A 22,819-nucleotide genomic window follows, 5' to 3' on the forward strand; every position below is an offset into this window, starting at 1 on the left:
TACGACACGAGGCATCATGGCACCTTCTGCAGCCCCAACTGCGGCATCCACTTCAGCCCCAATCGAGGCCCTGGCCCAATGCGCAGCGCAGGATCTGCCGTTTTGGCGGACCTTTCGCCAGCAATACCTCATCACGCGCGAAACCCTTGATCTGCCGGGGTTTTCCACCTGCAAGCTGGCCGGGTGGATCCTGTACAGCCCGCCCAACATGGCGCGCACCCGGATCGAAGATGAAACCGGCAAGCACATCGGGTATCTGACCGGCATCGCCTCGCTGCCCGGCGGGCTGTTGGGCCCCAGCCATCGCATTCCCGGCCTTTTGTCCGGCACGCCCGGCGCGCTGGACCGGTTTCATGACTGGCTGGACGATCTGGCCGGGCGCTACACCATCTTGCTGGCGGTGAATGACGAAACGCGCGTCTACACCGACCCGGCCACCATGCACGGCGCGGTCTACAACCGCGAAACCGGGCGCGTCGCGGCCAGCCCGCTGCTCTGCCTGGACCGGCCCGTCGAACTGAACCCCGCTTTTGATCACCGCTGGCACGAAGAGCACGGCGGCAAATATTCGCTCTTTCACACGCGCGATCGTGCGGTGCGCCGGATGAACCCCAACTTTTACCTCGATCTGGACAATTTTCACGAAACCCGGTTCTGGCCCCGGCAAGACAGCTTTGCCCTGTCCGATCCCGACGCCGCGATGGACGAGATCATCGCCACCACCCGCGCCCACATGACCAATATCTCGGGCGGGTTCGACAGCTATCTGCCGCTGACCGGCGGGCGCGACAGCCGCCTGCTGCTGGCCATGGGCGGGCAGGCGCTGGACAACGTCACCGCCATTTTCACCAACATCAACAACTATGCCACGCGGCGCGATGCGGCGCTGGCCGAACAGCTTTGCGCGGCGGTGGGCCAGCCGCACCAAGTCAACGACAAGCGCAAGGTCAAGCGCCCGCGCGACGGATCGCTGGCCCAGGCCCAGGCCGCCTTTCACGTCGCCACCGCCACCAAACTGCCGCTGCCCGACGAATACCAGACCAACACGATTTCGGGCCTGGCGCCCAACACGGTGGTGTTGCGCGGCCACCAGACGGATCTGTTGCGCGCCGTCTATGTCGCCCACACCGACAAGCGCAAATGGAAAAATTTCAACTGGCAGATCAACAAGTTGCTTATCGGCCCCAGCGACCAGCGCGCCCGGATCCATGCCCGGTTCGACGCCGATTACCGCGCATGGCTGCAAACCCTGCCACCCGCCGCACAGGCCAAGCAGATCGACTTCATGTTCCTGGAAATCTACTATCCGTCGTCAATCGGGGCGACCTTTCCGGGCCTGTCGCGCAACCTGTACCTGTCGCCGTTCAACGCGCGGCGGCTGATCGGGCTGGCCCTGGGGTTTGACGATGTGGCCCGCCGCAAGCGCGACGTGGTCAATGACATCATCCACCGCGCCAACCCCGCGCTGGACGCGGTGCCCTATACCGACGAACTGGGCTCGGATCTGGGCGACCTGCAAGACGACGCAAAAGTGGCCGCGATGGTGCAGCCCCGCCAGGACGCCACCCTTGCGCGCGCCGCGCAAACGCCCCCGCGCGCCTGAGCCGGCGGGCCTCGCCCGGCCATGCACGCGCCGCAGCCCTGCTGTCTCATTGACGCGGCAGGGTTTTTGCGGTAGCCACGCGCCATCGGAAGGCTCCCCTTACGGGGCCAAGACCGTCCGGGTCGCGCCTTCCCCGACGATGCGGGCCCGACTTGTCCGCAACACACGCGGACAAACGCGCAGATCCCTGCGCCACCCGATCGGAGAGATATGACGAAATTCAGTGATCTGAACCTCAGCCCCAAGGTTCAAAAGGCCATCGACGAGGCCGGCTACGAAACCCCTACCCCCATTCAGGCCGGGGCCATTCCCCCTGCGCTGGACGGGCGCGACGTTCTGGGGATCGCCCAGACCGGCACTGGCAAAACCGCCAGCTTTACCTTGCCGATGATCACCATGCTGGCCCGTGGGCGCGCGCGCGCGCGCATGCCGCGCAGCCTGGTGCTGGCGCCCACGCGCGAACTGGCCGCGCAGGTGGCCGAAAACTTCGACACCTACGCCAAACATGTGAAACTGACCAAGGCGCTTCTGATCGGCGGCGTGTCGTTCAAGGAACAGGACGCGGCGATTGACAAGGGCGTCGATGTGCTGATTGCCACGCCGGGGCGCCTGCTGGACCATTTCGAACGCGGCAAGCTGATCCTGTCGGACGTCAAGATCATGGTCGTCGACGAAGCCGACCGCATGCTGGACATGGGCTTTATCCCCGACATCGAAAAGATCTTCAGCCTGACGCCCTTTACCCGTCAGACCCTGTTTTTCAGCGCCACCATGGCGCCCGAGATTGAGCGTATCACCAACACCTTCCTGTCCAACCCCGCCAAGATCGAAGTGGCCCGCCAGGCCACTGCCTCTGAGCGGATCGAACAGCACGTGGTGATGTTCAAAGGCAGCCGCCGCGACCGCACCGCCAGCGAAAAACGCAAATGTCTGCGCGCGCTGATCGACGGCGAAGGCGACAGCCTGACCAACGCCATCATCTTCTGCAACCGCAAGATGGACGTGGATGTCGTGGCCAAGTCGCTCACGAAACACGGCTATGACGCGGCGCCGATCCACGGCGATCTGGATCAGTCGCAGCGCACGCGCACCCTGGACGGGTTCCGCAATGGCGAACTGAAAATCCTGGTGGCCTCGGACGTGGCCGCGCGCGGACTTGACGTGCCATCGGTCAGCCATGTGATCAATTTCGACGTGCCCGGCCATGCCGAAGATTACGTGCACCGCATCGGCCGCACGGGCCGCGCAGGGCGTGACGGCAAGGCCATCACGATCTGCGAACCGCGCGACGAAAAGAACCTGGACGATGTTGAAAAACTGCTGGGCAAGCCGATCAACCGGCTGGCAAACCCCGCCGCCCCCAGTGGCGCCGAAGACACCCAGGGTGCCAGCACCGCCCCCCAGCCCGCAGCCGAAGACAAACCCAAGCGTAGCCGCGGCGGCCGGGGCCGTCGGCGCAGGGATGCCGACACCGCCGACACCTCGCCCGATCAGGCGACCCAGGCCGGGCAACCGTCTGGCGCGGACAGCGCGCGTGATGATGCCGCCCAAGCCCGCGACGACAAGTCTGCGGACCAGACTGCGGAAAAGGCTGCGGACAGCGACGCGGGCAAAGCGGCAGACAAAGCGGCGGATAAGGCTCCAGACTCTGCACCAGACAGAGCGCCAGATAGGGCACCCGAGTCGCCCGCTGACAAACCCAAACGCACCCGCGGCGGGCGCGGGCGCAAGAAAGCTGATGACGACACGCCCGTCGGCATGGGCGATCATCTGCCCGATTTTATTGCGCTCAGCTTTGACGAACGGCGCACGGGCTGACATCTGCTTGATAACGCGAACAAAGGCGGGCCAGTGGCCCGCCTTTTGCGTTCCGGGTCATAGCGCGCAGCCATGGGGCTATTGGGGCGGTCATCGGGTCGGGTATCGGGCGTTGCGTTAATCCAGCCCCTGCCCGGCAGCTGCCCGACGCATGTCCGACGTCAAGCAGACGCGATGCAGACAGTTTGCCGACACAAAGCCGACAGGCCTTTGGGCCATTAACCTGTTGATTCGATTGAGCGTTCCAATGACGCGCGGCCCGCCCCCTTGGGGCGCGGGCGCTGTCGTCAGACCGGGTTAAGAATCCGCCCGCCGGCCTCAGCCCAGACGGCTGACGATCACGGTCGTTTCGGGTTTCTTGCCGATTTCGCTGTCCGCGGATTTGCGGATGATCTTGCGGATTTCTTCTTCCAGCCGGTCGTCATTGCGCAGAGTCTTGGCCCCCGCGCGCATCAGGAACTGGTTCACGTCTTCTTCCAGCACATCGATCAGCGGCGCGCGGCTGGCGCCGACCTCGGCCAGACCGCTCAGCTCGCACCACGCCTCGCCCAACGGCTCGTCGTTTTCGTCGATGATCAGCGTGCACACCACATGGCCGTTCAGCGCCATGCGGATGCGGTCGCGCACGATGCCGTCCATCGCCCCGATCTGCACCCGGCCGTCCAGGTAAGTCCTTCCAGTTTCGACGAATTCCGTGATCTTGGGTTCGTTGCCCTGCAGCTCGACCATGGTGCCATTGGGCGCGATGACCGACTTGATGCCGTTCTTGCCGCCCAGTTTGGCATGGGCGCGCAGGTGGCGGTGTTCGCCGTGCATCGGGATCAGGAACTGGGGTTGGACCAGCTCGTGCATCTGGGACAGATCCGGCGCGTTGGCGTGGCCCGACACGTGGTAAAGATCGCTGTCGTTGATCACGTCCACGCCCATTTCGGAAAAGTTGTTCAGGATCCGCGCGACGGACATTTCATTGCCCGGAATGGTTTTCGAGCTGAACAGGAACGTGTCCCCCTCTTGCAGCTGAAAGCCCAGGTATTTTCCCCGGCTCAGCGCCGCCGTGGCCGCGCGCCGTTCGCCCTGGCTGCCCGTGGTCAGCAGCATCAGGTTTTCGCGTGGAATGCTGCCCGCATCCTCGGGGCTGACCACCTTGGGAAAATCAGTCAGAATGCCGGTTTCGATCCCGGCCGTCACCATCCGCCGCATCGCCCGACCCAGCAGCACAACCGAGCGTCCCGCCTTCGATCCGGCTTCGGCAAGCGTCTTGACCCGCGCGATATTCGACGCAAAGGTCGTCGCCGCAATCAGCTTGGGCGCATCGGCCACCAGCGCGGTGATATTGTCGATGATTTCCGCTTCAGAGCGGCCCGGTTTGGGCGAAAACACGTTGGTGGAATCGCAAACCAGCGCCTTGACGCCGCTGCGGCCCAATTCGGAAAACGCTTCGTGGTCAAAGGGTTCGCCAACGCCCGGTTGGGTGTCGACCTTGAAATCGCCGGTGTGCACGATCCGCCCTGCTGGTGTGTCGATCACCAGCGCGCTGCTTTCGGGTATCGAATGGGAAATGGGCATGAACCCCACTTTGAACGGCCCGGCCGTGACCATTTCGGGGAACTTGTTGGCGGTCTTGATCGCCAGTTCGTCATGGCCGCGTTCTTCGAACTTCAGGCGCGCCAGATGGGCGGTGAACGAGCGCGCATAGATCGGCGCCTTGAGCCGGGGCCACAAGTGTCCCACCGCGCCGATGTGGTCTTCGTGCGCGTGGGTGATAAAGATCGCGTCCAGCCGGTCGGCCCGCTCGGCGATCCATTCGATGTCGGCAAAAATCAGATCGACACCGGGCGATCCGTCCATGTCCGGGAATGTGACGCCCAAATCGACAAGGATGTAACGCTCCTTGCCCTGAGGGCCGTAGCCGTAGACGTAACAGTTCATGCCGATTTCGCCGGCGCCGCCAAGTGGCAGGTATATCAGGCGTTCACTCATGGTTGCCTTGGTCCTTGTTGTATTTATGGATGACGGTCAGCCCGTGGATCGTCAGAAATTCGTCAAAGACGTCGAACAGCGCATCGCCCTGCTGAAAAAGGGGCGCCAAGCCGCCGGTCGAAACCACACGCATGGGGCGCCCGTATTCGGCGCGGATCTGGTCGCAGATGCCGCGTACCAGCCCGACATAGCCCCAGAACACGCCCGATTGCATACATTCGACCGTGTTGGTGCCAATGACCTTTTGCGGTTTGGTGACATCCACATGGGGCAATGCGGCGGCGGCCTCGTGCAGGGCTTGTAGCGACAGGTTGACCCCGGGCGCAATCACCCCGCCCACGTAGGCGCCATCGGCGGCCACCACGTCAAAGGTGGTCGCCGTGCCGAAATCGACGACGATCAGATCGCCCCCGAACCGGTCATAGGCGCCCGCGGCATTGACCAGCCGGTCCGGACCGACGGTGGTGCCTTCGTCCACGCGCGCGGCCTGAGGCAACGCGCATTCGGGTTTGCCCACAACCAGCGGGCGGCAATTGAAATAGCGGTCGGCCAGAACACGTAAGTTGAACACAACCTGCGGCACGGTCGACGAGATGATGACTTCGGTGATATCGGCTTCGATCCCGTCCAGTTTCATCAGCGTGGACAGCCAGACATAGTACTGATCGGCGGTGCGCAGATGCTCGGTTGAGGCCCGCCAGGTGGCAACAAATTCCCCGCCATCCCAGATCGCGAACACGGTGTTCGTGTTGCCGGTATCGATGCAAAGCAGCATTGCCAGCCCCTTTCAGAAAAATATCTCTGCCGCGGCGATCGTCTTGCGGCCTGCTGGCGTGGATAGAACAAGATTGCCGGCCTCGTCCACCGTCTCGAAGGTACCGGTGGTTTCGTCGCGCAAGGTGCGCGCGGTGATCACCTCGCCCAGCCGGGCGGCGCGGGCCAGCCACGCGCGCCGGATCGGCGAGAACCCGTAGGTGAGGAACTGCGTTTCGTAATGCGTATAGGCCGGGGCCAGCAGGTCCAGGAATTCTTCGGGGCTGATCCGCGCGCCGGTTTCGCCCAACACGCTGACGGGTGGCACCGCGCCCGGCTCGACGTCATCTGGATCGGGCGCTGCGGCCAGGTTCACCCCGATGCCGATTGCGATATGGCTGATTGCATCATGCTGCCCTGTGCTTTCCAGCAGGATACCGGCGACCTTGCCACCGTTCATCAACACATCATTGGGCCATTTCAGCGCAAAAGGGTCGGTGCGCCCGGTGGCCCGAACAAGTGCGTCATGCAGGGCAAGCGCGGCCACAAAGCTGCGCAGGGCGACCTTTTGGGGCGGCTCTGCAGGGCGCATGACCAGCGTCGCGGCGAAATTGCCCGGCGGCATGACCCACGCCCGGCCGCGGCGCCCCCGCCCGGTGGTTTGCGTCAACGCCAGAATCCATTCAGGGCCGTGCAAAGAAGCCGCCACGCGGGCGGCCTCGGCATTGGTGCTATCGGTTTCGGGCAGGATGCGCCGCCCGACACCTGGGGGCCAGTTATCGGACAAGAGCGTTCGCCGCTTGTGCGGCCATGGCGTCAACGCCGAACAGGTTGACCGCGCCGACCAACATGATCGCGGCGGATGCCATCAGGAACACCCAAGGCACGACGGCGCCAACAGGATCCAGGCTGTCGCCCTCTTCCCCGAAGTACATGTAATAGACGATGCGCAGGTAATAGAACAAACCGATGACCGACGCGATCCCGGCTGCGACCACCAACAGGGACAGCCCGCCCTGCCATGCGGCCAGGAACACGCCCAGTTTCGCAAAAAAGCCGATAAAGGGCGGCACACCGGCCAGCGAAAAGAACAACACCATCAGCGCCAGCGCTTTCAGCGGTTCGCGTTTGGCATACTGGTTCAGACTGGCGATATCGGTGACCGGCTGGCCGTCACGCTCCATCGTCAGGATGAAGGCGAAGGTGCCGATGTTCATTGTCACATAGATCGCCATGTAGGTCAGCATCGCCTGCACGCCGCCCGCCGTGCCCGCGGCCAGCCCCATCAGCGCGAACCCCATGTGCGCGATCGAAGAATAGGCCATCAGGCGCTTGATGTTGGTCTGCCCGATCGCGGCGACCGAACCGAACAGCATAGACGCCACGGCCAGAACGGCGATGACCTGCGTCCAGTCGCCGGTGACCTGCCCGAACGCGTCATGCATCAGCCGGGCGAACAGACCCATAGCCGCCATCTTGGGCGCGGTGGCAAAGAAGGCGGTGACCGGCGTGGGCGATCCTTCGTAAACGTCCGGCGTCCACATGTGGAACGGAACCGCCGAGACCTTGAACGCCAGACCCGAGATCATGAACACCAGCCCGAACAACAGGCCCAGCGAAACATGTCCGTCCTGCGCTACGGTGATGATGCCGCTGAACGCAGTGGTGCCCGCAAAGCCATACACCAGCGATGCACCAAACAGCAGCAGGCCGGAGGACAGCGCGCCCAGCACGAAATACTTCAGGCCCGCTTCGGTGGATTTCACACTATCGCGGCGCAGCGAGGCGATGACATACAGCGCCAGAGACTGCAGCTCGAGCCCCATGTAAAGCACCATCAGATCGCCCGCGGACACCATGACCATCATGCCGACCGTGGCCAGCGCCACTAGCACCGGGTATTCAAAACGCAGCAAATCGCGCTTGGCCATGTAGCCTTCGCTCATCACAAGGACGGCGGCTGCGGACAGCAGGATCGTGACCTTGGCAAACCGCGCAAAGGCGTCATCGACATACATCCAGCCAAAGCCGATCACGGCGCCCTGTCCGGTTACGCCGATCCAAAGGCCCAACAGGGCCATGACAGCGGCGGTCACCCAGACCAGCAACGGCGCCATCTTGTCCTTGCCCGTGTAGACGGTAAAGACCAGCGCCAGCATGGCGTAGACAGCCAGCAGCAGCTCGGGCAAAACGGTCGAGATATCAACAGAGCTCATGTCCGGCCCCTCAATGTTCTGCCGATGCCAGCTGGTCGGCTGGCAGCGCGGCTTGATAGTTGTCGACAAGCGCCTCGACCGAGGGGCCTATGATGTCGGTCACCAGGCTGGGATAGACGCCCAGCAACAGTGTCATGACGATGAGCGGCGCGAAGATCCATTTTTCACGGGCGCTCATATCGGTGATCGACTTCAGGCTTTCCTTGATCAGATCGCCCATGACGACCCGGCGATAGAGATAAAGCGCATAGAGCGCTGACAGGATCACACCTGTCGTGGCGATCATGGCGATCCAGGTGTTGACCTGGAAAAGACCCATCAGCACCAGGAATTCCCCGATGAACCCGCTGGTCCCGGGCAGCCCCACGTTGGCCATCGTGAACAGCATGAAGATCAGCGCATAGGCCGGCATCCGGTTCACCAAGCCGCCATAGGCGTCAATGTCGCGGGTGTGCATTCTGTCATAGATCACGCCGACACACAGGAACAGCGCGCCCGACACAAAGCCATGGCTGATCATCTGAAAGATTGCGCCGTCAACACCCTGCTGGTTGGCGGCAAAGATACCGGCCGTCACATAGCCCATGTGGGCGACGGACGAATAGGCGATCAGCTTTTTCATATCCTCCTGCACCAGCGCCACAAGCGAGGTGTAGACAATGGCAATCACACTCAACCACAGCACCAGCGGGGTAAACATATCTGATGCGATGGGGAACATCGGCAGGCTGAAGCGCAGAAAGCCATAGCCGCCCATTTTCAGCAAGATCGCGGCCAACACAACCGACCCGGCCGTCGGGGCCTGCACGTGGGCGTCCGGCAACCAGGTGTGCACCGGCCACATCGGCATTTTCACCGCGAAACTGGCAAAGAAAGCCAGCCAGGCCAGCGTCTGCATCCCGCCTGCGACCTGCCAGCCCAGCACGGTGATCGGGCCGGCGCTGAATTCGTGGCTCAGCAACGCGACGATATCCGTCGTGCCCGCATCCACATACATGGCGACCATCGCCACCAACATCAGGATCGACCCCAGGAAGGTGTAGAGGAAGAACTTGAACGCCGCGTAGATGCGGTTCGCCCCGCCCCAGATGCCGATGATCAGGAACATCGGGATCAGGCCAGCTTCGAAAAACAGGTAAAACAGCACCAGGTCCAGGGCCATGAAAACGCCCAGCATCAGGGTTTCCAGAACCAGGAACGCGATCATGTATTCCTTGACCCGGATTTTGACATCCCAGCAGGACCAGATCACCAGCGGCATCAGGAAGGTGGTCAGCATCACGAACAGCACGCTGATCCCATCCACGCCCATCTTGTAGGTCAGACCCATCAGCCAATCGCGCTCTTCCACGAACTGAAACCCGGTGTCGTTCGGGTCGAATTCGGCAATCACGAACAGCGATATCAGGAACGTCGCGGTGGTCGCGAACATGGCCAGCCATTTGGCGTTTCGCTGCGCCGCCTCATCGTCGCCACGCAGAAGCAGCGCCATGATCAGAGCCGCCAACAATGGCAAAAACGTAATCAGGGAAAGGAGGTTTTCCATTATTCAGCCCCCCCGCCGATCGTCATCCAGGTAATCAAAAGCGCTATCCCCAGAACCATCGCGAATGCGTAGTGAAACAGGTACCCCGATTGGGCCCGCCCCGCGAGGCGCGTCAGCATCGGGATGAAGCCCATGGCGATGCCGTTCAATGTCCCGTCGATGATTTTGCCATCACCGCGCTTCCACAAGAAGCGTCCCAACGCCTGCGCCGGGCGGACAAACAGGAAATCGTAGATTTCGTCAAAGTACCACTTGTTGAGCAGGAAATTGTAGAGCGGCTTTTGCTGCTGGGCCAGGATGCCCGGCAGTTCGGGCTTGCGGATGTACATGAGCCAGGCCAGCGCCAGACCGATCAGCATCGAAACGAACGGCGACACCTTGACCCACGTGGGCGCGTGGTGCGCATCGTCCATCACGTGATTGTCCGGCGCCATAAAGATCGCGCCCTGCGGTGCAACGCCCGCAATTGCGTGATCATCCGTAGCGGCGGGATCGCCTGCCCCATGATCGTCAGCTTGCGCATGCGCCTCGGCGGCGCCGTGGTCATCGCTTGCCCCCAGATCAGCGGTTTCCTCGTGATGGGCGGGAACGCCGAAGAAGCGGTTCACCTGATCATGATCGCCAAAGAAACTGCCGTACCAGATCATGCCGGCAAAAATTGCCCCCAGCGACAAGATGCCCATCGGGATCGTCATGACTGCCGGGCTTTCATGCGCGTGGTCATGGGTGTGCTTGTCCCCGCGCGGCGTGCCATAGAAGGTCAGGAAAATCAGGCGCCAGCTGTAGAAACTGGTGAACAGCGCCGCGATCACCAAGGCCCAGAAGGCAAACCCGACACCGCTGGCATAGGCGCTTTCGATGATCGCATCCTTGGACAGGAACCCGGCAAACCCGATGTGCGTCAACGGGATGCCGACGCCGGTGATGGCGAATGTGCCGATCATCATCATCCAATAGGTAAAGGGGATCTTTTTGCGCAAACCGCCGTAGTTCCGCATGTCTTGTTCATGGTGCATCGCGTGGATGACCGACCCGGCCCCAAGGAACAGCATCGCCTTGAAGAACGCGTGTGTGAACAGGTGGAACATGGCAGCTGAATAAACGCCTGCGCCTGCGGCCACGAACATATAGCCCAGCTGCGAACAGGTCGAATAGGCAATGACGCGCTTGATGTCGTTCTGTACCAGCCCGACGGTGGCGGCGAAAAAGGCCGTGGCCGCCCCGATATAGATGATGAACATCTTGGCCTGAGGCGCGTATTCGATCAGCGGCGACATGCGGCAGACCAGGAAAACGCCCGCGGTCACCATCGTTGCGGCGTGGATCAGGGCCGACACGGGCGTCGGGCCCTCCATCGCGTCCGGCAGCCATGTATGCAGGAACAGCTGCGCCGATTTGCCCATTGCCCCGACGAACAGCAGGAAGGCCAGCAGGTTTGCCGCGTTCCAGTCGGTCCACAAGAAGCGCAACTGGGTTTCGGCGAGGGTCGGCGCGGCTGCAAACACGTCATCCATCTGGATGCTGTCGACCAGGAAGAACAGGCCAAAGATACCCAGAGCGAAGGCAAAGTCGCCGACGCGGTTCACGACGAAGGCCTTCATTGCCGCAGCGTTGGCACTGGGTTTCTTGAAGTAAAAACCGATCAGCAGGTACGAGGCGACGCCCACGCCCTCCCAGCCGAAGAACATCTGAACCAGGTTGTCGGCCGTCACCAGCGCGAGCATCGCGAAGGTGAAGAAGGACAAATAGGCAAAGAAACGTGCGCGATAGGGTTCGGCATCGGAGAAATTTTCGTCATGGGCCATGTAGCCCAGCGAATACATATGCACGAGCGCCGAAACCGTCGTCACCACGATCAGCATGATCGCCGTCAGGCGGTCCAGACGGATGCTCCAATCGGTGGAAAGCGAACCGCTTTCGATCCAGCGCATGATCTGGATTTGCTGGGTTTCCCCGTCAAACCCAAGAAAGATGATCCACGACAACAGGCAAGCCAGGAACAGCAGCCCCGTCGTCAGGTACTGCGCGCCCTTTTCGCCGATGATCCGCCAACCAAAGCCAGCGATGAGCGCGCCAATGAGCGGCGCAAAGAGGATGATGGTCGCCATGGCTCGATTACCCCTTCATCACGTTGACGTCTTCGACGTCGATGGTGCCGCGGTTGCGGAAGAAGCACACCAGGATGGCCAAGCCGATCGCGGCCTCGGCGGCAGCAACCGTCAACACGAACATGGTGAACACTTGCCCCACCAGATCGCCCAAAAAGGACGAGAAGGCGACGAAGTTGATGTTGACCGCCAGAAGCATCAGTTCGATCGACATCAGGATGATGATGACGTTCTTTCGGTTCAGAAAGAGCCCGAAAATGCCGATGACAAACAGCGCTCCGGCCACTGTCAGGTAATGTTCAAGTCCGACCATGTCGTCCCTCGTCTCAATGTCCCCCCGCCCTGTCGGCGGTTTATTCATTTCGGGGTCGCCCCCGGCGGTTACAGCCCCTGCCCGGGCTTGACGTCTTTCATCTCCAGCGCCTCGGCCGGATCGCGCCACATCTGGGCCAGTACGTTCTGGCGCTTGATGTTCTGGCGGTGGCGCAAAGTCAGCACGATGGCCCCGATCATCGCGACCAGCAGAACCAGACCGGCCAGCTGGAAGATCAGGATGTAGTCGTCATAGATCAGTTGGCCCAAAGCGGCCGTGTTCTGGATGTTCGGGTCAATCGGGGCAACGCGCAGACCGGCGGCCTGCTCGGCACTGGTCCATGCGCCAAAGGCCAGCGCAAACTGCATCAGGATCACGACCCCGATCAGCAGGGCCAGTGGCATGTACTTGGCCATTTCCGCCCTCAGCTCGGCGAAATCGACGTCCAGCATCATGACCACGAACAAAAACAACACCGCGACCGCGCCGACGTACACGATGACCAAAATCATCGCCACGAATTCCGCGCCCAACAGCACGAACAGCCCCGCAGCCGTCAAAAATGTCAGAATCAGCCACAGCACCGCATGCACCGGGTTGCGCGCGATGACCGTGAACAGCCCCGCCGCCACCAGCACGATGGCAAAGACGTAGAATGCAAAATCGGCGACCGTCATGCGCCTTCCTCCTGCGTTTCGGCAAAAATGACCTGAGCCATTTCAAGCGCCTTGTTCATTGCGGGCAAACCGCCCAGCATCGACATCTGATAGATCACCTCGGCGATCTCTTTCTGTGTGGCCCCGGCCTCGAGCGCGTGGCGCACGGTGGATTTGATCACCGGTTCGTTCACGGCGCCTTGCGCCACCAACCCACCCAGGGCGACCAGCATCCGGGTCTTGGCATCCAGCCCGTCGGGATTGAAGGCGTTGCCAAAGAACATTTCCATCATGTCGCGCGGCATGGTTGGCCACATCTTGTCGAAGGCCGAGGGCTGAAAATGCTCCAACGCAGGATTGAAGGCACGCACCATCTGCTGGCCCTGCTCCATCATCTGCTCGAACATTTTCTGAAAATCGGTCATCGGTAAGGCGCGTCCAGTTCCAGGTTGCGGGCGATCTCGGCTTCCCAGCGTTCACCGTTCTCCAGCAGCTTTTCCTTGTTGTAGAACAACTCTTCGCGGGTCTCGGTGGCGAATTCGAAATTCGGGCCTTCGACGATCGCATCGACCGGGCAGGCTTCCTGGCAGAAACCACAGTAGATGCACTTGGTCATGTCGATGTCATAGCGCGTTGTGCGGCGGCTGCCATCGTCGCGCGGTTCGGCGTCGATGGTGATGGCTTGCGCCGGGCAGATCGCCTCGCACAGCTTGCAGGCGATGCAGCGTTCTTCGCCGTTGGGATAGCGGCGCAGGGCGTGTTCACCACGAAAGCGCGGCGACAACGGGCCCTTTTCATGCGGATAGTTCAGGGTCGGCTTGGGCTTGAAGAAATACCGCATGCCCACGGCGAACCCTTTGAAGATGTCCGTCAGCAGAAAGTATTTCACCGCGCGGGTGTAATCGACGCTCATGCGATTGCTCCGATACGTTGTGCGTTCATGTCAGCCCCCAACCGTCCAGCGGGCATAGGCCCCGCCAAAGGCACCGTACTGGGCCAGGAAGGCCACGATCACGACCCAGGCCAGCGACAGCGGCAGGAAGACTTTCCACCCGATCCGCATCAGCTGGTCATAGCGATAGCGCGGCACGACTGCCTTGACGAGCGCGAAGAAGAAAAATGCGACACAGACCTTGAGGACGAACCACAAGACACCATCCGGCAAGCCCGGAATGGGCGACAGCCAGCCGCCAAAAAACAGCGTGGTCACCAGCGCGCACATCAGCACGATCGCCACGTATTCGCCGATCATGAACAGCAGGAATGGGGTGGACGAATATTCCACTTGATAGCCCGCGACCAGTTCCGACTCAGCCTCGGGCAGATCGAAGGGCGGGCGGTTGGTTTCGGCCAGCGCCGAAATAAAGAACAGGAACAGCATCGGCAGATGCGGCAGCCAGTACCAGTTCAGCAGGCCCAGATCGCCATCCTGCGCGCGCACGATATCGCTGAAATTCATCGAGCCGGTCGACAGGATGATCCCGACAATGATCAGGCCGATCGACACTTCGTAGGAAATCATCTGCGCGGCCGAGCGTAACGACCCCAGGAACGGGTATTTCGAATTCGACGCCCAGCCACCCATGATCACGCCGTAGACCTCAAGCGAGGACACGGCAAAGACATAGAGAATCGCCACGTTGATGTCCGACAGCACCCAACCTTCGTTGAACGGGATGACCGCCCAGGCGCCAACAGCCAGCGTCAGCGACACAAGCGGGGCCAACAGGAACACCGTCTTGTCGGCGCCGGCCGGAAACACAACCTCTTTGACCAGATATTTCAGAAAATCTGCAAAACTCTGCAGCAGTCCGAAGACGCCAACCACGTTCGGCCCGCGACGCAGCTGCACCGCCGCCCAGATCTTGCGGTCGGCATAAAGCAGGAAGGCCAGAGCGACGAGCAGTGGCACAAGAACCAAAAGCGACTGGCCGACAATGACCAGCAGGATGCCTAGGTTGGTTTGGGTAAAGAATTCAGCCATTTTGCCTCATGCCCTCAGACCATCGGTATTTCTTCTGCGGCGCAGTCCTGCGCGACGACTTCCGCGTCGATCGTGTGTGGCCCGCGCGGCAGCGCTGATGTGATGCTGTAAACAGCATCGGCGCGCCAAACACCACCCTCTTTGGCTATATTTGTCCGGATATGGCGGGCGAATCCGTAACCGTTTTGAACGGCATAGCGGGCCACGGCGCAATCGACATAGCGCGAGACGGCTGCGCGCACCTCGTCTCCACGCAATTCGGCCCGGATCGACACAAGATCGGGGCCCATCAACAGCGCTTCGGTCCCCAGGTATTCGATGACACGATCGCCCATCGGCGCGGATCGCTGAACCGGTTGGTCCTGCGACGCCGCGCATGCCGACAGCCCCACGGCCGCCACCACAGAGATCGCGCTGCGGATCATTCGGCCGCCAAAGGCGCATCGGTGCGTGCCTTGGCCATCGCCGACAACTCGGCCATCACCTCGGAGGCGCGCGCAATCGGGTTGGTCAGATAGTGGTCACCGCCAGCATAACGGATCGTCGCCTTGGCTGGATTTTGCAGCGGAATACGGTTCCAGGGGTTTTCCGGAACCTCGTCGATCTGCGCCAAATGCGGGACGTCCGCCACCAGCGCCTGGCGCAACTGAGCCATGCTGTCATAGGGCAACGTGGCGCCCAGTTCAGCCGACAGCGCGCGCACGATGGCCCAGTTTTCCTTGGCCTCGCCCGGCGGAAAGGCCGCGCGCAACGCCAGTTGCGGGCGCCCTTCGGTGTTCACGAACAGACCGTTTTCTTCGGTATATGCAGCGCCGGGCAGAATCACGTCAGCGCGGTGCGCGCCGCGATCCCCATGGCTGCCCTGATAAATCACAAAGGCGCCATCAGCGATTTCGACCTCATCCGCGCCAAGGTTATAGACCACTTCGGCCCCGTCCAGACAGGCATCCAGCCCACCTTCACAGACCGCGCCCACATCCATCGCACCTACGCGGCTGGCCGCAGTGTGCAAGACCATGAACCCGCCGCCTGTGTTCTCGGCCAGCTTCATCGCCTGGCTCAAGACCGCTTCGCCATCAGCTTCGCTCAACGCGCCTTGACCCACGATCACCATGGATTTCTTGGCTTTCGTGTCTGGCGAAATGTCTTTCTTGGCCAGATCGATCACCGCCGCGCGGTCGGTGCCGACATGGACCGTATCAAAGGTCAGATCCACATCTTCGCCCACAACGCCAACGGTCGCGCCCTTGATCCACGCCTTGCGCAGACGCGCGTTCAAAACCGGGGCTTCGTTGCGCGGGTCTGTCCCGATCAACTGGATCATCTGGGCGTCGTCGATCTCTTCGATCCGAGCAGTCCCCACATAGGCCGAGCGGTTTCCGATGGGCAGCTTGGCGCCATCAGTGCGGCATTCGATGCGCCCGCCTTGGCCTTCAACCAATTGCTTCAGCGCATAAATCGCCTCAACCGGGGCCAGATCCCCCACCAACGCGGCCACTTTCTTGCCCGTCATCGCCGAGGCCGCCTTGGCCAAGGCTTCGCCCCAGCTGGCCGGACGCAGCTTGCCGTTTTCGCGAATATACGGGCGGTCCAGACGCTGGCGGCGCAGCCCGTCCCAGACAAACCGCGACTTGTCGCTCAGCCACTCTTCGTTCACGCCATCATGGTTGCGGGGCAGAATGCGCATCACTTCGCGCCCCTTGGTATCGACGCGGATGTTGCTGCCAATCGCGTCCATCACATCGATGGTTTCGGTTTTCGTCAGTTCCCAAGGACGGGCAGTGAAGGCGTAGGGTTTCGAAACCAGGGCGCCGACGGGACACAGATCGATGATATTGCCCTGCAGGTTCGAATTCAGCGTCTGGTTCAGATAGCTGGTGATTTCGGCATCCTCGCCCCGGCCGGTCTGTCCCATCTGGGTAATCCCGGCCACCTCGGTGGTAAATCGCACGCAGCGGGTGCACGAAATGCAGCGCGTCATGTGCGTTTCGACAAGCGGACCAAGGTTGAGCTCTTCGACCGCGCGCTTGGGCTCGCGGAAACGGCTGAAATCCACACCATAGGCCATGGCCTGGTCCTGCAGGTCACATTCGCCGCCCTGATCGCAAATCGGGCAATCCAGCGGATGGTTGATGAGCAGGAATTCCATCACGCCCTCGCGGGCCTTCTTGACCATCGGGCTGTTGGTTTTCACGACCGGCGGCTGCCCCTCGGGGCCGGGCCGCAGATCCTTGACCTGCATCGCGCAGCTTGCGGCGGGCTTGGGCGGGCCGCCGACCACTTCGACAAGGCACATGCGGCAGTTGCCCGCAATCGACAGGCGTTCATGATAGCAAAAGCGCGGCACTTCGATACCGACCTGCTCGCACGCCTGAATGAGGGTCATCGCCGGATCGACTTCGATTTCCTGCCCGTCGATAATGATTTTGCGGAGATCTGCCATTCGCGTCACCTGTTATTTGAATAGCTTGCCGATCTCGGTCCGGGCCTTTTTCTCGTCCTTTGCAAAGGCGCAATAGGACTGAGGCTTGGACAGATCGTAGCCTTTTGATCGGATATAGTCTTGAGCGCGGGCCATGTGACCTGCTTGTGCGGCCGGATCAACCAGCGCATCTTTCATTTCGGATTGCGAGTATCCCTGCGCGCTCACGTATTCGGCCATGTCGGCAATCATCCGCTGGCTGCGCAGCATGCGCACACCAACCGACGGACAGCTTTGCTTGACGGCCTCAACCACGAAAGTGCGGTTCACGATTTCAAGGAACTTCGGGTCCTCGGCCAGACCGGCGCCCATGGCAGGGGTCGCGGCCAGCATCGTCAGGGCAAAGAATGCCTGTTTCATCCTGCGCGTCCTCATTTGGTAAAAAGCAATCGGCCGGTCAGGCTGTTGGCCTGAATTTCCTGATAACCGACGACGCAATAGCTCTGGGGCGCGCCGGGCTTGGCACCGCGCTCAGCCAGATAGCGCGCCGCTTCGGCGTTCAGTTTGGCTTTTTCGTTCTTGTCATCGATGAATGCCTTGATCTGCCCGTCCGAATACCCCTTGGCCCGGGCATAGTCGCGCAGGACATACAATTTGCGCAGCGCCGCCAGTTTGCGCGCCCCGATCTTGTCGCAGTGTTGGTCGATCTTGTCGCCGATGAACCCGGCGAGCAGTTGATCGTGTACGTATTTGTCCGACGACAGTGGCGGCAGAGCGTGCGCGCTGGCCGCTGTCATACCGAGTGCGCCGGCCAACAGCGCGGTTTTCACGTTCGACAACGTCATGGTGATCCTTGTCCGTTGGGCTGCCCGCCCGCGCCGCGCGATTGGTCGCGTCTTTGCGCAGGCCACGATAGCCCGGTCCAATTTGCTGTCCCCATATTCGTCAGCACGCTGCGCGGCGACGCGCGGATATGCAATAACGGCACTCATTCTGCGGCCACCGTGACGCATTGATGTGCCGTATAAAGTTGGGCATCGCGGGCATAGTCCCAATCAAAGGCGAAATCGCTGGCACCATGCGTGCGCAGATGTTCCAGCCGCGCCAATGCCTCATCCAACGTGGGCCGGTGACCTTCGCGCACCCACCACATCACAAAATGCAGTTGGCCCGACACGTCGAACCAGTCACGCCGGCGACCGTAGAATATCTTGTGCACCGTGTTCCACACAAAGTTTTCCAGACTGGGCACGTCCTGCCAGACGGTCAGGTTCGCCACGAACTGCGGGTCCCCCGCGATCTTGGTGTCGGTGTTGCCAGTGCCCGGCGCGCCCGAGCCTTCCATCATCCACACGAACCCCGGCATCCGTTTGCCCATGTCGTTGATGCGGTCAAGATTCTGCATGAATTCGGCCAGACGCGGATCATCCGTCGGCGCGACAAGACGCCCGACGTTCAATTGCGCAAGTTGGTGGCCGCTCGGCTGCATGGGTTACTCCGCGGCCATCGCGCCGATGCGGCCCGTCTTCTGCGCCTTGATCCGGTCTTCGATTTCGTCACGGAAATTGCGGATCAGGCCCTGGATCGGCCACGCCGCTGCGTCGCCCAAGGCACAGATCGTGTGGCCTTCGACCTGCTTGGTCACGTCGAAGAGCATGTCGATTTCCTCGATCTCGGCCTCGCCGCGGACCAGTCGATCCATCACCCGCATCATCCAGCCGGTGCCTTCGCGGCACGGCGTGCACTGGCCGCAGCTTTCGTGCTTGTAGAATTTTGACAGGCGCCAGATTGCCTTGATGATGTCAGTTGATTTATCCATCACGATCACGGCCGCCGTGCCAAGACCCGACTGCAGATCATTGCGCAGGTAATCGAAATCCATGACGGCGTCTTTCATGTTTTCACCGCGCACACAGGGCACGGACGATCCGCCCGGAATCACCGCCAATAGATTGTCCCAGCCGCCGCGAATGCCGCCGCAATGCCGCTCGATCAGTTCTTCGAAGGAAATCGACATGGCCTCTTCGACCACGCAGGGGTTGTTGACGTGGCCACTGATTGCGAACAGCTTGGTGCCTGCGTTGTTCGGGCGGCCAAAGCCTGCGAACCAATCGGGGCCACGGCGCAAAATCGTCGGCACAACGGCGATGGATTCCACGTTGTTCACCGTGGTCGGGCAGCCATAGAGCCCCGCCCCCGCCGGAAACGGCGGCTTCATGCGCGGCATGCCCTTTTTGCCTTCCAGGCTTTCGAGCAACGCAGTTTCTTCGCCGCAGATATATGCCCCCGCCCCGTGATGCAGGAACAGGTCGAAATCCCAGCCCGATCCGGCAGCGTTCTTGCCCAAAAGCCCCGCGTCGTAAGCTTCGTCAATCGCCGCCTGCAGCGCCTCGCGCTCGCGGATGTATTCGCCGCGCAGATAGATGTAGCAGGTATGCGCATTCATCGCGAAAGACGCGATCAGGCAGCCTTCGATCAGCGTGTGCGGATCGTGACGCATGATTTCACGGTCTTTGCAGGTGCCCGGTTCGGATTCGTCGGCATTGACCACCAGATACGATGGCCGCCCGTCGCTTTCCTTGGGCATGAAAGACCACTTCAAACCGGTGGGGAACCCTGCCCCGCCACGCCCGCGCAGCCCCGACGCCTTCATCTGCTCGACGATCCAGTCGCGCCCCTTCGCCACGATGCCTGCCGTGCCGTCCCAGTGACCGCGCGCCTTGGCGCCAGCCAGGGTGCGGTCGTGCATCCCGTAAAGGTTCGTGAAGATCCGGTCCTGATCTTTCAGCATGTGCTACGTCCTCAACTGTCCTGGCGTGCGCGCCAGATCTGATAGATGTTCACCAACGCCCAGACAAAGGCCGCCAGCGCCGCGAAGTCGAACAGCAGGGCGTAGGATCCATCCAGGCCCATCTGCCGCCCCACGAAATTGACCCCCAGCCAGATGATCATCGTCGCCGCGATGACGATCCCGACCATCCGGGCCTTGCGGGCGAGACGATGTTCTTCGTCTGGGGTCACGAGTCAGTCCTCAATACACGCCGCCTTTAGTGACGCGTTTCGAAAATTCCGTCTGCCCGCCCTTGGCCAGAATCTTGGCTTGCTGAACCCAGCCGTCCCGAGTCGGGCGCCCCTTGTTCACGCCGGTCAGGGCATTGTCCACCCATTCGACTTCCTTCTTGCGCCAGCTGGCGATCTGATCGAAGTGGAAAATGCCCATTTCATGAAGGACGCTTTCCAATTTCGGGCCAATGCCCTTGATCTGTTTCAGATCGTCGGGCCCGCCAGCGCGTGCCTTTTCCAGCAGTTCGGGCTTGCCGTCCTTGGCTACGGGTTTGCGCGCAGGTTTCTCGGCGGCCGGTTTTTTGGCAGCGGGCTTTTTAGCAGGTTTGCTGGCATCTTGAGTCTCGGGCTTGCTGAGCTCTTTCGCGGTTTCGGCCAAAGCCATGGTCGACGACACGCCTGCAGCTTTCGCGGGGGGCTCGTATTTCCACTCGCCCTTGCGTTCCGACAACTCGGTCTGGCCGGCCAATTCTTTGGACGGCTTGATTTCAGCCCTCGGGGCCGGTGGGGCCGCTGGGGGGGGCATCGCCGCCGCCGCTTTCACGCGCGCGTCATCTGATGACGGTGTGCTATCTTGGGCGGGCGGGGCTTGGGCGGGCGCGGTGGGCTGAGTTGCCACCGGATCAGGGTTTGTCGACGTGGGCGCGGGCGCCATTGGCACAGCATCGACGCTATCGCCCGACGGGTACCAGCCGATCCAAAGCAGGATAGCCACCAGGATCGTCACCAGCGCCCCAAGCAACAACGCGCCAACCGCGGTATATTCGGCCATGAACAACAGCAGCAAAAACGCCACGGCGCCAGCGATGCAGGCCCAAAGAATGATCTTGGGCCATACGCTGTCGGTGTGATTATCACTCATCATTGAACTCCCTGTCCCAGGTTCTTTTTGATTTGTCCTGTTCAGTACTTAGCACGCTTAGAGAATTCAGTCTCGCCGCCATCGGCAAGGATTTTCGCCTGATCGACCCAATTGTCACGGCTTACGCGGCCCTTGAACCCTTCCAGGTTCTCGTCCACCCACGCAACTTCTTCCGCGCTCCATTTCGCGATCTGGTCAAAGTGATAGAAACCAAGGGTATGCAGCAGTTGCTCTAGCTTGGGGCCCACGCCTTTGATCATTTTAAGATCGTCCGCACCCGACTTGCGCGGCGCTTTCATGGTGCGTGGCTTTTTCTGCTGGCCCGCAGCGGGCGTTTCGACCGCCCCGCCCGTTGACCCTTTCGGCTCGGTCTTTGAGCGCGGCTTGGCCTTGGACCCGCTTTTCGCCTGTTGCTCGGTCACGCCGGTTGCATCGGCCGGCGCACCTTTCGCCGGGCGCGGCTCCGAGGCGGGCTTGGACGTGGCTTTTCCCTTTGGTTTTCCCTGCCAAGGGGTCAGCAAAGGCACCTCGGTGCCGTCAATCCGCTTGATCGTGTCGCCAATATCCGTCGCACGTTGCGCGCTGGCATTGTACTGGGTCTTGCCGCTGTCAAATTCGGTCAGCGACGTCAGGCCCGACAGCGGCTCGGACGCATAGCGCCCGTTCTGCGGACCTGGCGTGGGCACCTTGCCTGCCGCCAATTCATCCAGCATCTCGGCCAGGCGTTCGGCGGTCAGATCTTCGTAATAATCCTTGCCGATTTGGGCCATTGGCGCATTGGCGCAGGCCCCCAGACATTCGACCTCTTCCCAACTGAACTTGCCGTCGGGGGACAGATCATGCGGGTTGGCGGCGATCTTGTCCTTGCACACGGCGATCAGATCTTCGGCGCCGCAAATCATGCAGGACGTGGTGCCGCAAATCTGGATATGCGCAATGCTTCCAACCGGTTGCAGTTGGAACATAAAGTAGAATGTCGCCACCTCAAGCGCACGAATATAGGGCATGCCCAGCAGATCGGCGATGCTTTCGATGGCCGGGCGGGTCAGCCAACCCTCTTGCTCTTGCGCGCGCCACAACAGCGGGATGATCGCGGATTGTTGGCGGCCTTCGGGGTATTTCGTAATCTGCGCCTCGGCCCATTCCTGGTTGGCGGGTGTAAACGCGAAACGGGCGGGCTGATCGTGATACAGACGGCGGAGCATTATCTACACTTCCCCACGCCCGAAAGCGTGTAATTGTCGTTGGTCGTCGGGCGAAGCCACCCTTCGTCGGTCCAGATTTGCAAGATTTCCTGCGCGCCGGGCAGCGTTGCGCCCTGCGACATCAGTTCGAAAAATACCGCCCCCTCGCTCGCGCGGCAGTCGTTGCGCTCAAGAAAGCGGACCATTTTATCCTCAAGCGAGCCGGCCTGCACCGTCGGTGCGTAGCTGGCGGCTTGCGCCGGAATTGCCAGGGCCAAGCTCATGCAAATTGCTCCTGCCAAACGCATCGG

23 protein-coding genes are annotated in these 22,819 nt (G+C 61.5%); 2 read left to right on the plus strand and 21 right to left on the minus strand.

What is annotated here, in order from left to right:
• Nucleotides 1-16: 16 nt before the first annotated feature.
• Nucleotides 17-1,603 carry a hypothetical protein gene (locus ACP2AV_RS09245; protein WP_426372390.1) on the plus strand — a complete coding sequence of 529 codons (1,587 nt, stop codon included), beginning with the start codon at nt 17-19 and terminating at the stop codon, nt 1,601-1,603.
• 210 nt (nt 1,604-1,813) lie between these two features.
• Nucleotides 1,814-3,421, plus strand: coding sequence for a DEAD/DEAH box helicase (locus ACP2AV_RS09250; protein ID WP_426372391.1), 1,608 nt, complete (start codon nt 1,814-1,816; stop codon nt 3,419-3,421).
• A gap of 318 nt (nt 3,422-3,739) precedes the next feature.
• On the opposite strand, the gene ACP2AV_RS09255 is transcribed toward ACP2AV_RS09250, so the two are convergent.
• From ACP2AV_RS09255 to ACP2AV_RS09355, 21 genes are all read right to left on the minus strand, one after another.
• Nucleotides 3,740-5,401: a ribonuclease J gene (locus tag ACP2AV_RS09255; RefSeq protein ID WP_426372392.1), complete on the minus strand. Its 1,662-nt coding sequence runs from the start codon at nt 5,399-5,401 to the stop codon at nt 3,740-3,742.
• On the minus strand, nt 5,394-6,176 hold the full coding sequence (locus ACP2AV_RS09260) for a type III pantothenate kinase (protein WP_426372393.1): 783 nt from the start codon (nt 6,174-6,176) through the stop codon (nt 5,394-5,396). Before ACP2AV_RS09260 ends, ACP2AV_RS09255 begins: the two co-directional genes overlap by 8 nt.
• A gap of 12 nt (nt 6,177-6,188) precedes the next feature.
• On the minus strand, nt 6,189-6,941 hold the full coding sequence (locus ACP2AV_RS09265) for a biotin--[acetyl-CoA-carboxylase] ligase (RefSeq protein ID WP_426372394.1): 753 nt from the start codon (nt 6,939-6,941) through the stop codon (nt 6,189-6,191).
• Nucleotides 6,931-8,370, minus strand: a complete 1,440-nt coding sequence (nuoN, locus tag ACP2AV_RS09270) for an NADH-quinone oxidoreductase subunit NuoN (RefSeq protein ID WP_426372395.1) — start codon at nt 8,368-8,370, stop codon at nt 6,931-6,933. Before nuoN ends, ACP2AV_RS09265 begins: the two co-directional genes overlap by 11 nt.
• Before the next feature lie 10 nt (nt 8,371-8,380).
• On the minus strand, nt 8,381-9,916 hold the full coding sequence (locus ACP2AV_RS09275) for an NADH-quinone oxidoreductase subunit M (RefSeq protein ID WP_426372396.1): 1,536 nt from the start codon (nt 9,914-9,916) through the stop codon (nt 8,381-8,383).
• Nucleotides 9,916-12,024 (minus strand): NADH-quinone oxidoreductase subunit L, encoded by a 2,109-nt coding sequence (gene nuoL / locus ACP2AV_RS09280; RefSeq protein WP_426372397.1) that lies wholly within the window; start codon nt 12,022-12,024, stop codon nt 9,916-9,918. The genes ACP2AV_RS09275 and nuoL overlap by 1 nt, the downstream gene beginning before the upstream one ends.
• Nucleotides 12,025-12,031: 7 nt before the next feature.
• Nucleotides 12,032-12,337, minus strand: coding sequence for an NADH-quinone oxidoreductase subunit NuoK (gene nuoK / locus ACP2AV_RS09285; RefSeq protein WP_426372398.1), 306 nt, complete (start codon nt 12,335-12,337; stop codon nt 12,032-12,034).
• A gap of 68 nt (nt 12,338-12,405) precedes the next feature.
• A complete protein-coding gene (locus tag ACP2AV_RS09290) occupies nt 12,406-13,014 on the minus strand; it encodes an NADH-quinone oxidoreductase subunit J (RefSeq protein ID WP_426372399.1) in 609 nt (202 codons plus the stop codon).
• A complete protein-coding gene (locus ACP2AV_RS09295) occupies nt 13,011-13,418 on the minus strand; it encodes a carboxymuconolactone decarboxylase family protein (RefSeq protein WP_426372400.1) in 408 nt (135 codons plus the stop codon). Before ACP2AV_RS09295 ends, ACP2AV_RS09290 begins: the two co-directional genes overlap by 4 nt.
• Nucleotides 13,415-13,906, minus strand: a complete 492-nt coding sequence (gene nuoI, locus ACP2AV_RS09300; RefSeq protein ID WP_426372401.1) for an NADH-quinone oxidoreductase subunit NuoI — start codon at nt 13,904-13,906, stop codon at nt 13,415-13,417. The genes ACP2AV_RS09295 and nuoI overlap by 4 nt, the downstream gene beginning before the upstream one ends.
• A 30-nt stretch (nt 13,907-13,936) precedes the next feature.
• Nucleotides 13,937-14,977 (minus strand): NADH-quinone oxidoreductase subunit NuoH, encoded by a 1,041-nt coding sequence (gene nuoH / locus ACP2AV_RS09305; protein WP_426372402.1) that lies wholly within the window; start codon nt 14,975-14,977, stop codon nt 13,937-13,939.
• Nucleotides 14,978-14,991: 14 nt separating this feature from the next.
• Nucleotides 14,992-15,402, minus strand: a complete 411-nt coding sequence (locus tag ACP2AV_RS09310; RefSeq protein ID WP_426372403.1) for a hypothetical protein — start codon at nt 15,400-15,402, stop codon at nt 14,992-14,994.
• Nucleotides 15,399-17,420, minus strand: a complete 2,022-nt coding sequence (nuoG, locus tag ACP2AV_RS09315) for an NADH-quinone oxidoreductase subunit NuoG (RefSeq protein ID WP_426372404.1) — start codon at nt 17,418-17,420, stop codon at nt 15,399-15,401. Before nuoG ends, ACP2AV_RS09310 begins: the two co-directional genes overlap by 4 nt.
• Nucleotides 17,421-17,432: 12 nt before the next feature.
• Entirely contained in the window at nt 17,433-17,819 is a 387-nt protein-coding gene (locus tag ACP2AV_RS09320; RefSeq protein WP_426372405.1) for a DUF5333 family protein, read from the minus strand.
• A gap of 11 nt (nt 17,820-17,830) precedes the next feature.
• Nucleotides 17,831-18,244, minus strand: a complete 414-nt coding sequence (locus ACP2AV_RS09325; protein WP_426372406.1) for a DUF5333 domain-containing protein — start codon at nt 18,242-18,244, stop codon at nt 17,831-17,833.
• 143 nt (nt 18,245-18,387) lie between these two features.
• Nucleotides 18,388-18,888, minus strand: coding sequence for a DUF3291 domain-containing protein (locus ACP2AV_RS09330; protein WP_426372407.1), 501 nt, complete (start codon nt 18,886-18,888; stop codon nt 18,388-18,390).
• Between the two features lie 3 nt (nt 18,889-18,891).
• Complete coding sequence (gene nuoF / locus ACP2AV_RS09335; RefSeq protein WP_426372408.1) at nt 18,892-20,190, minus strand: NADH-quinone oxidoreductase subunit NuoF; 1,299 nt, start codon at nt 20,188-20,190, stop codon at nt 18,892-18,894.
• An 11-nt stretch (nt 20,191-20,201) separates the two neighbouring features.
• Entirely contained in the window at nt 20,202-20,420 is a 219-nt protein-coding gene (locus ACP2AV_RS09340; protein WP_426372409.1) for a DUF5337 domain-containing protein, read from the minus strand.
• Nucleotides 20,421-20,430: 10 nt separating this feature from the next.
• Complete coding sequence (locus tag ACP2AV_RS09345) at nt 20,431-21,324, minus strand: hypothetical protein (RefSeq protein ID WP_426372410.1); 894 nt, start codon at nt 21,322-21,324, stop codon at nt 20,431-20,433.
• 41 nt (nt 21,325-21,365) lie between these two features.
• Nucleotides 21,366-22,529 carry an NADH-quinone oxidoreductase subunit E gene (locus ACP2AV_RS09350; RefSeq protein ID WP_426372411.1) on the minus strand — a complete coding sequence of 388 codons (1,164 nt, stop codon included), beginning with the start codon at nt 22,527-22,529 and terminating at the stop codon, nt 21,366-21,368.
• On the minus strand, nt 22,529-22,792 hold the full coding sequence (locus tag ACP2AV_RS09355; RefSeq protein WP_426372412.1) for a hypothetical protein: 264 nt from the start codon (nt 22,790-22,792) through the stop codon (nt 22,529-22,531). The genes ACP2AV_RS09350 and ACP2AV_RS09355 overlap by 1 nt, the downstream gene beginning before the upstream one ends.
• Between the last annotated feature and the right edge of the window lie 27 nt (nt 22,793-22,819).

The organism is Aliiroseovarius sp. PTFE2010 (assembly GCF_049943335.1).
Taxonomy (GTDB): domain Bacteria; phylum Pseudomonadota; class Alphaproteobacteria; order Rhodobacterales; family Rhodobacteraceae; genus JBNFVY01.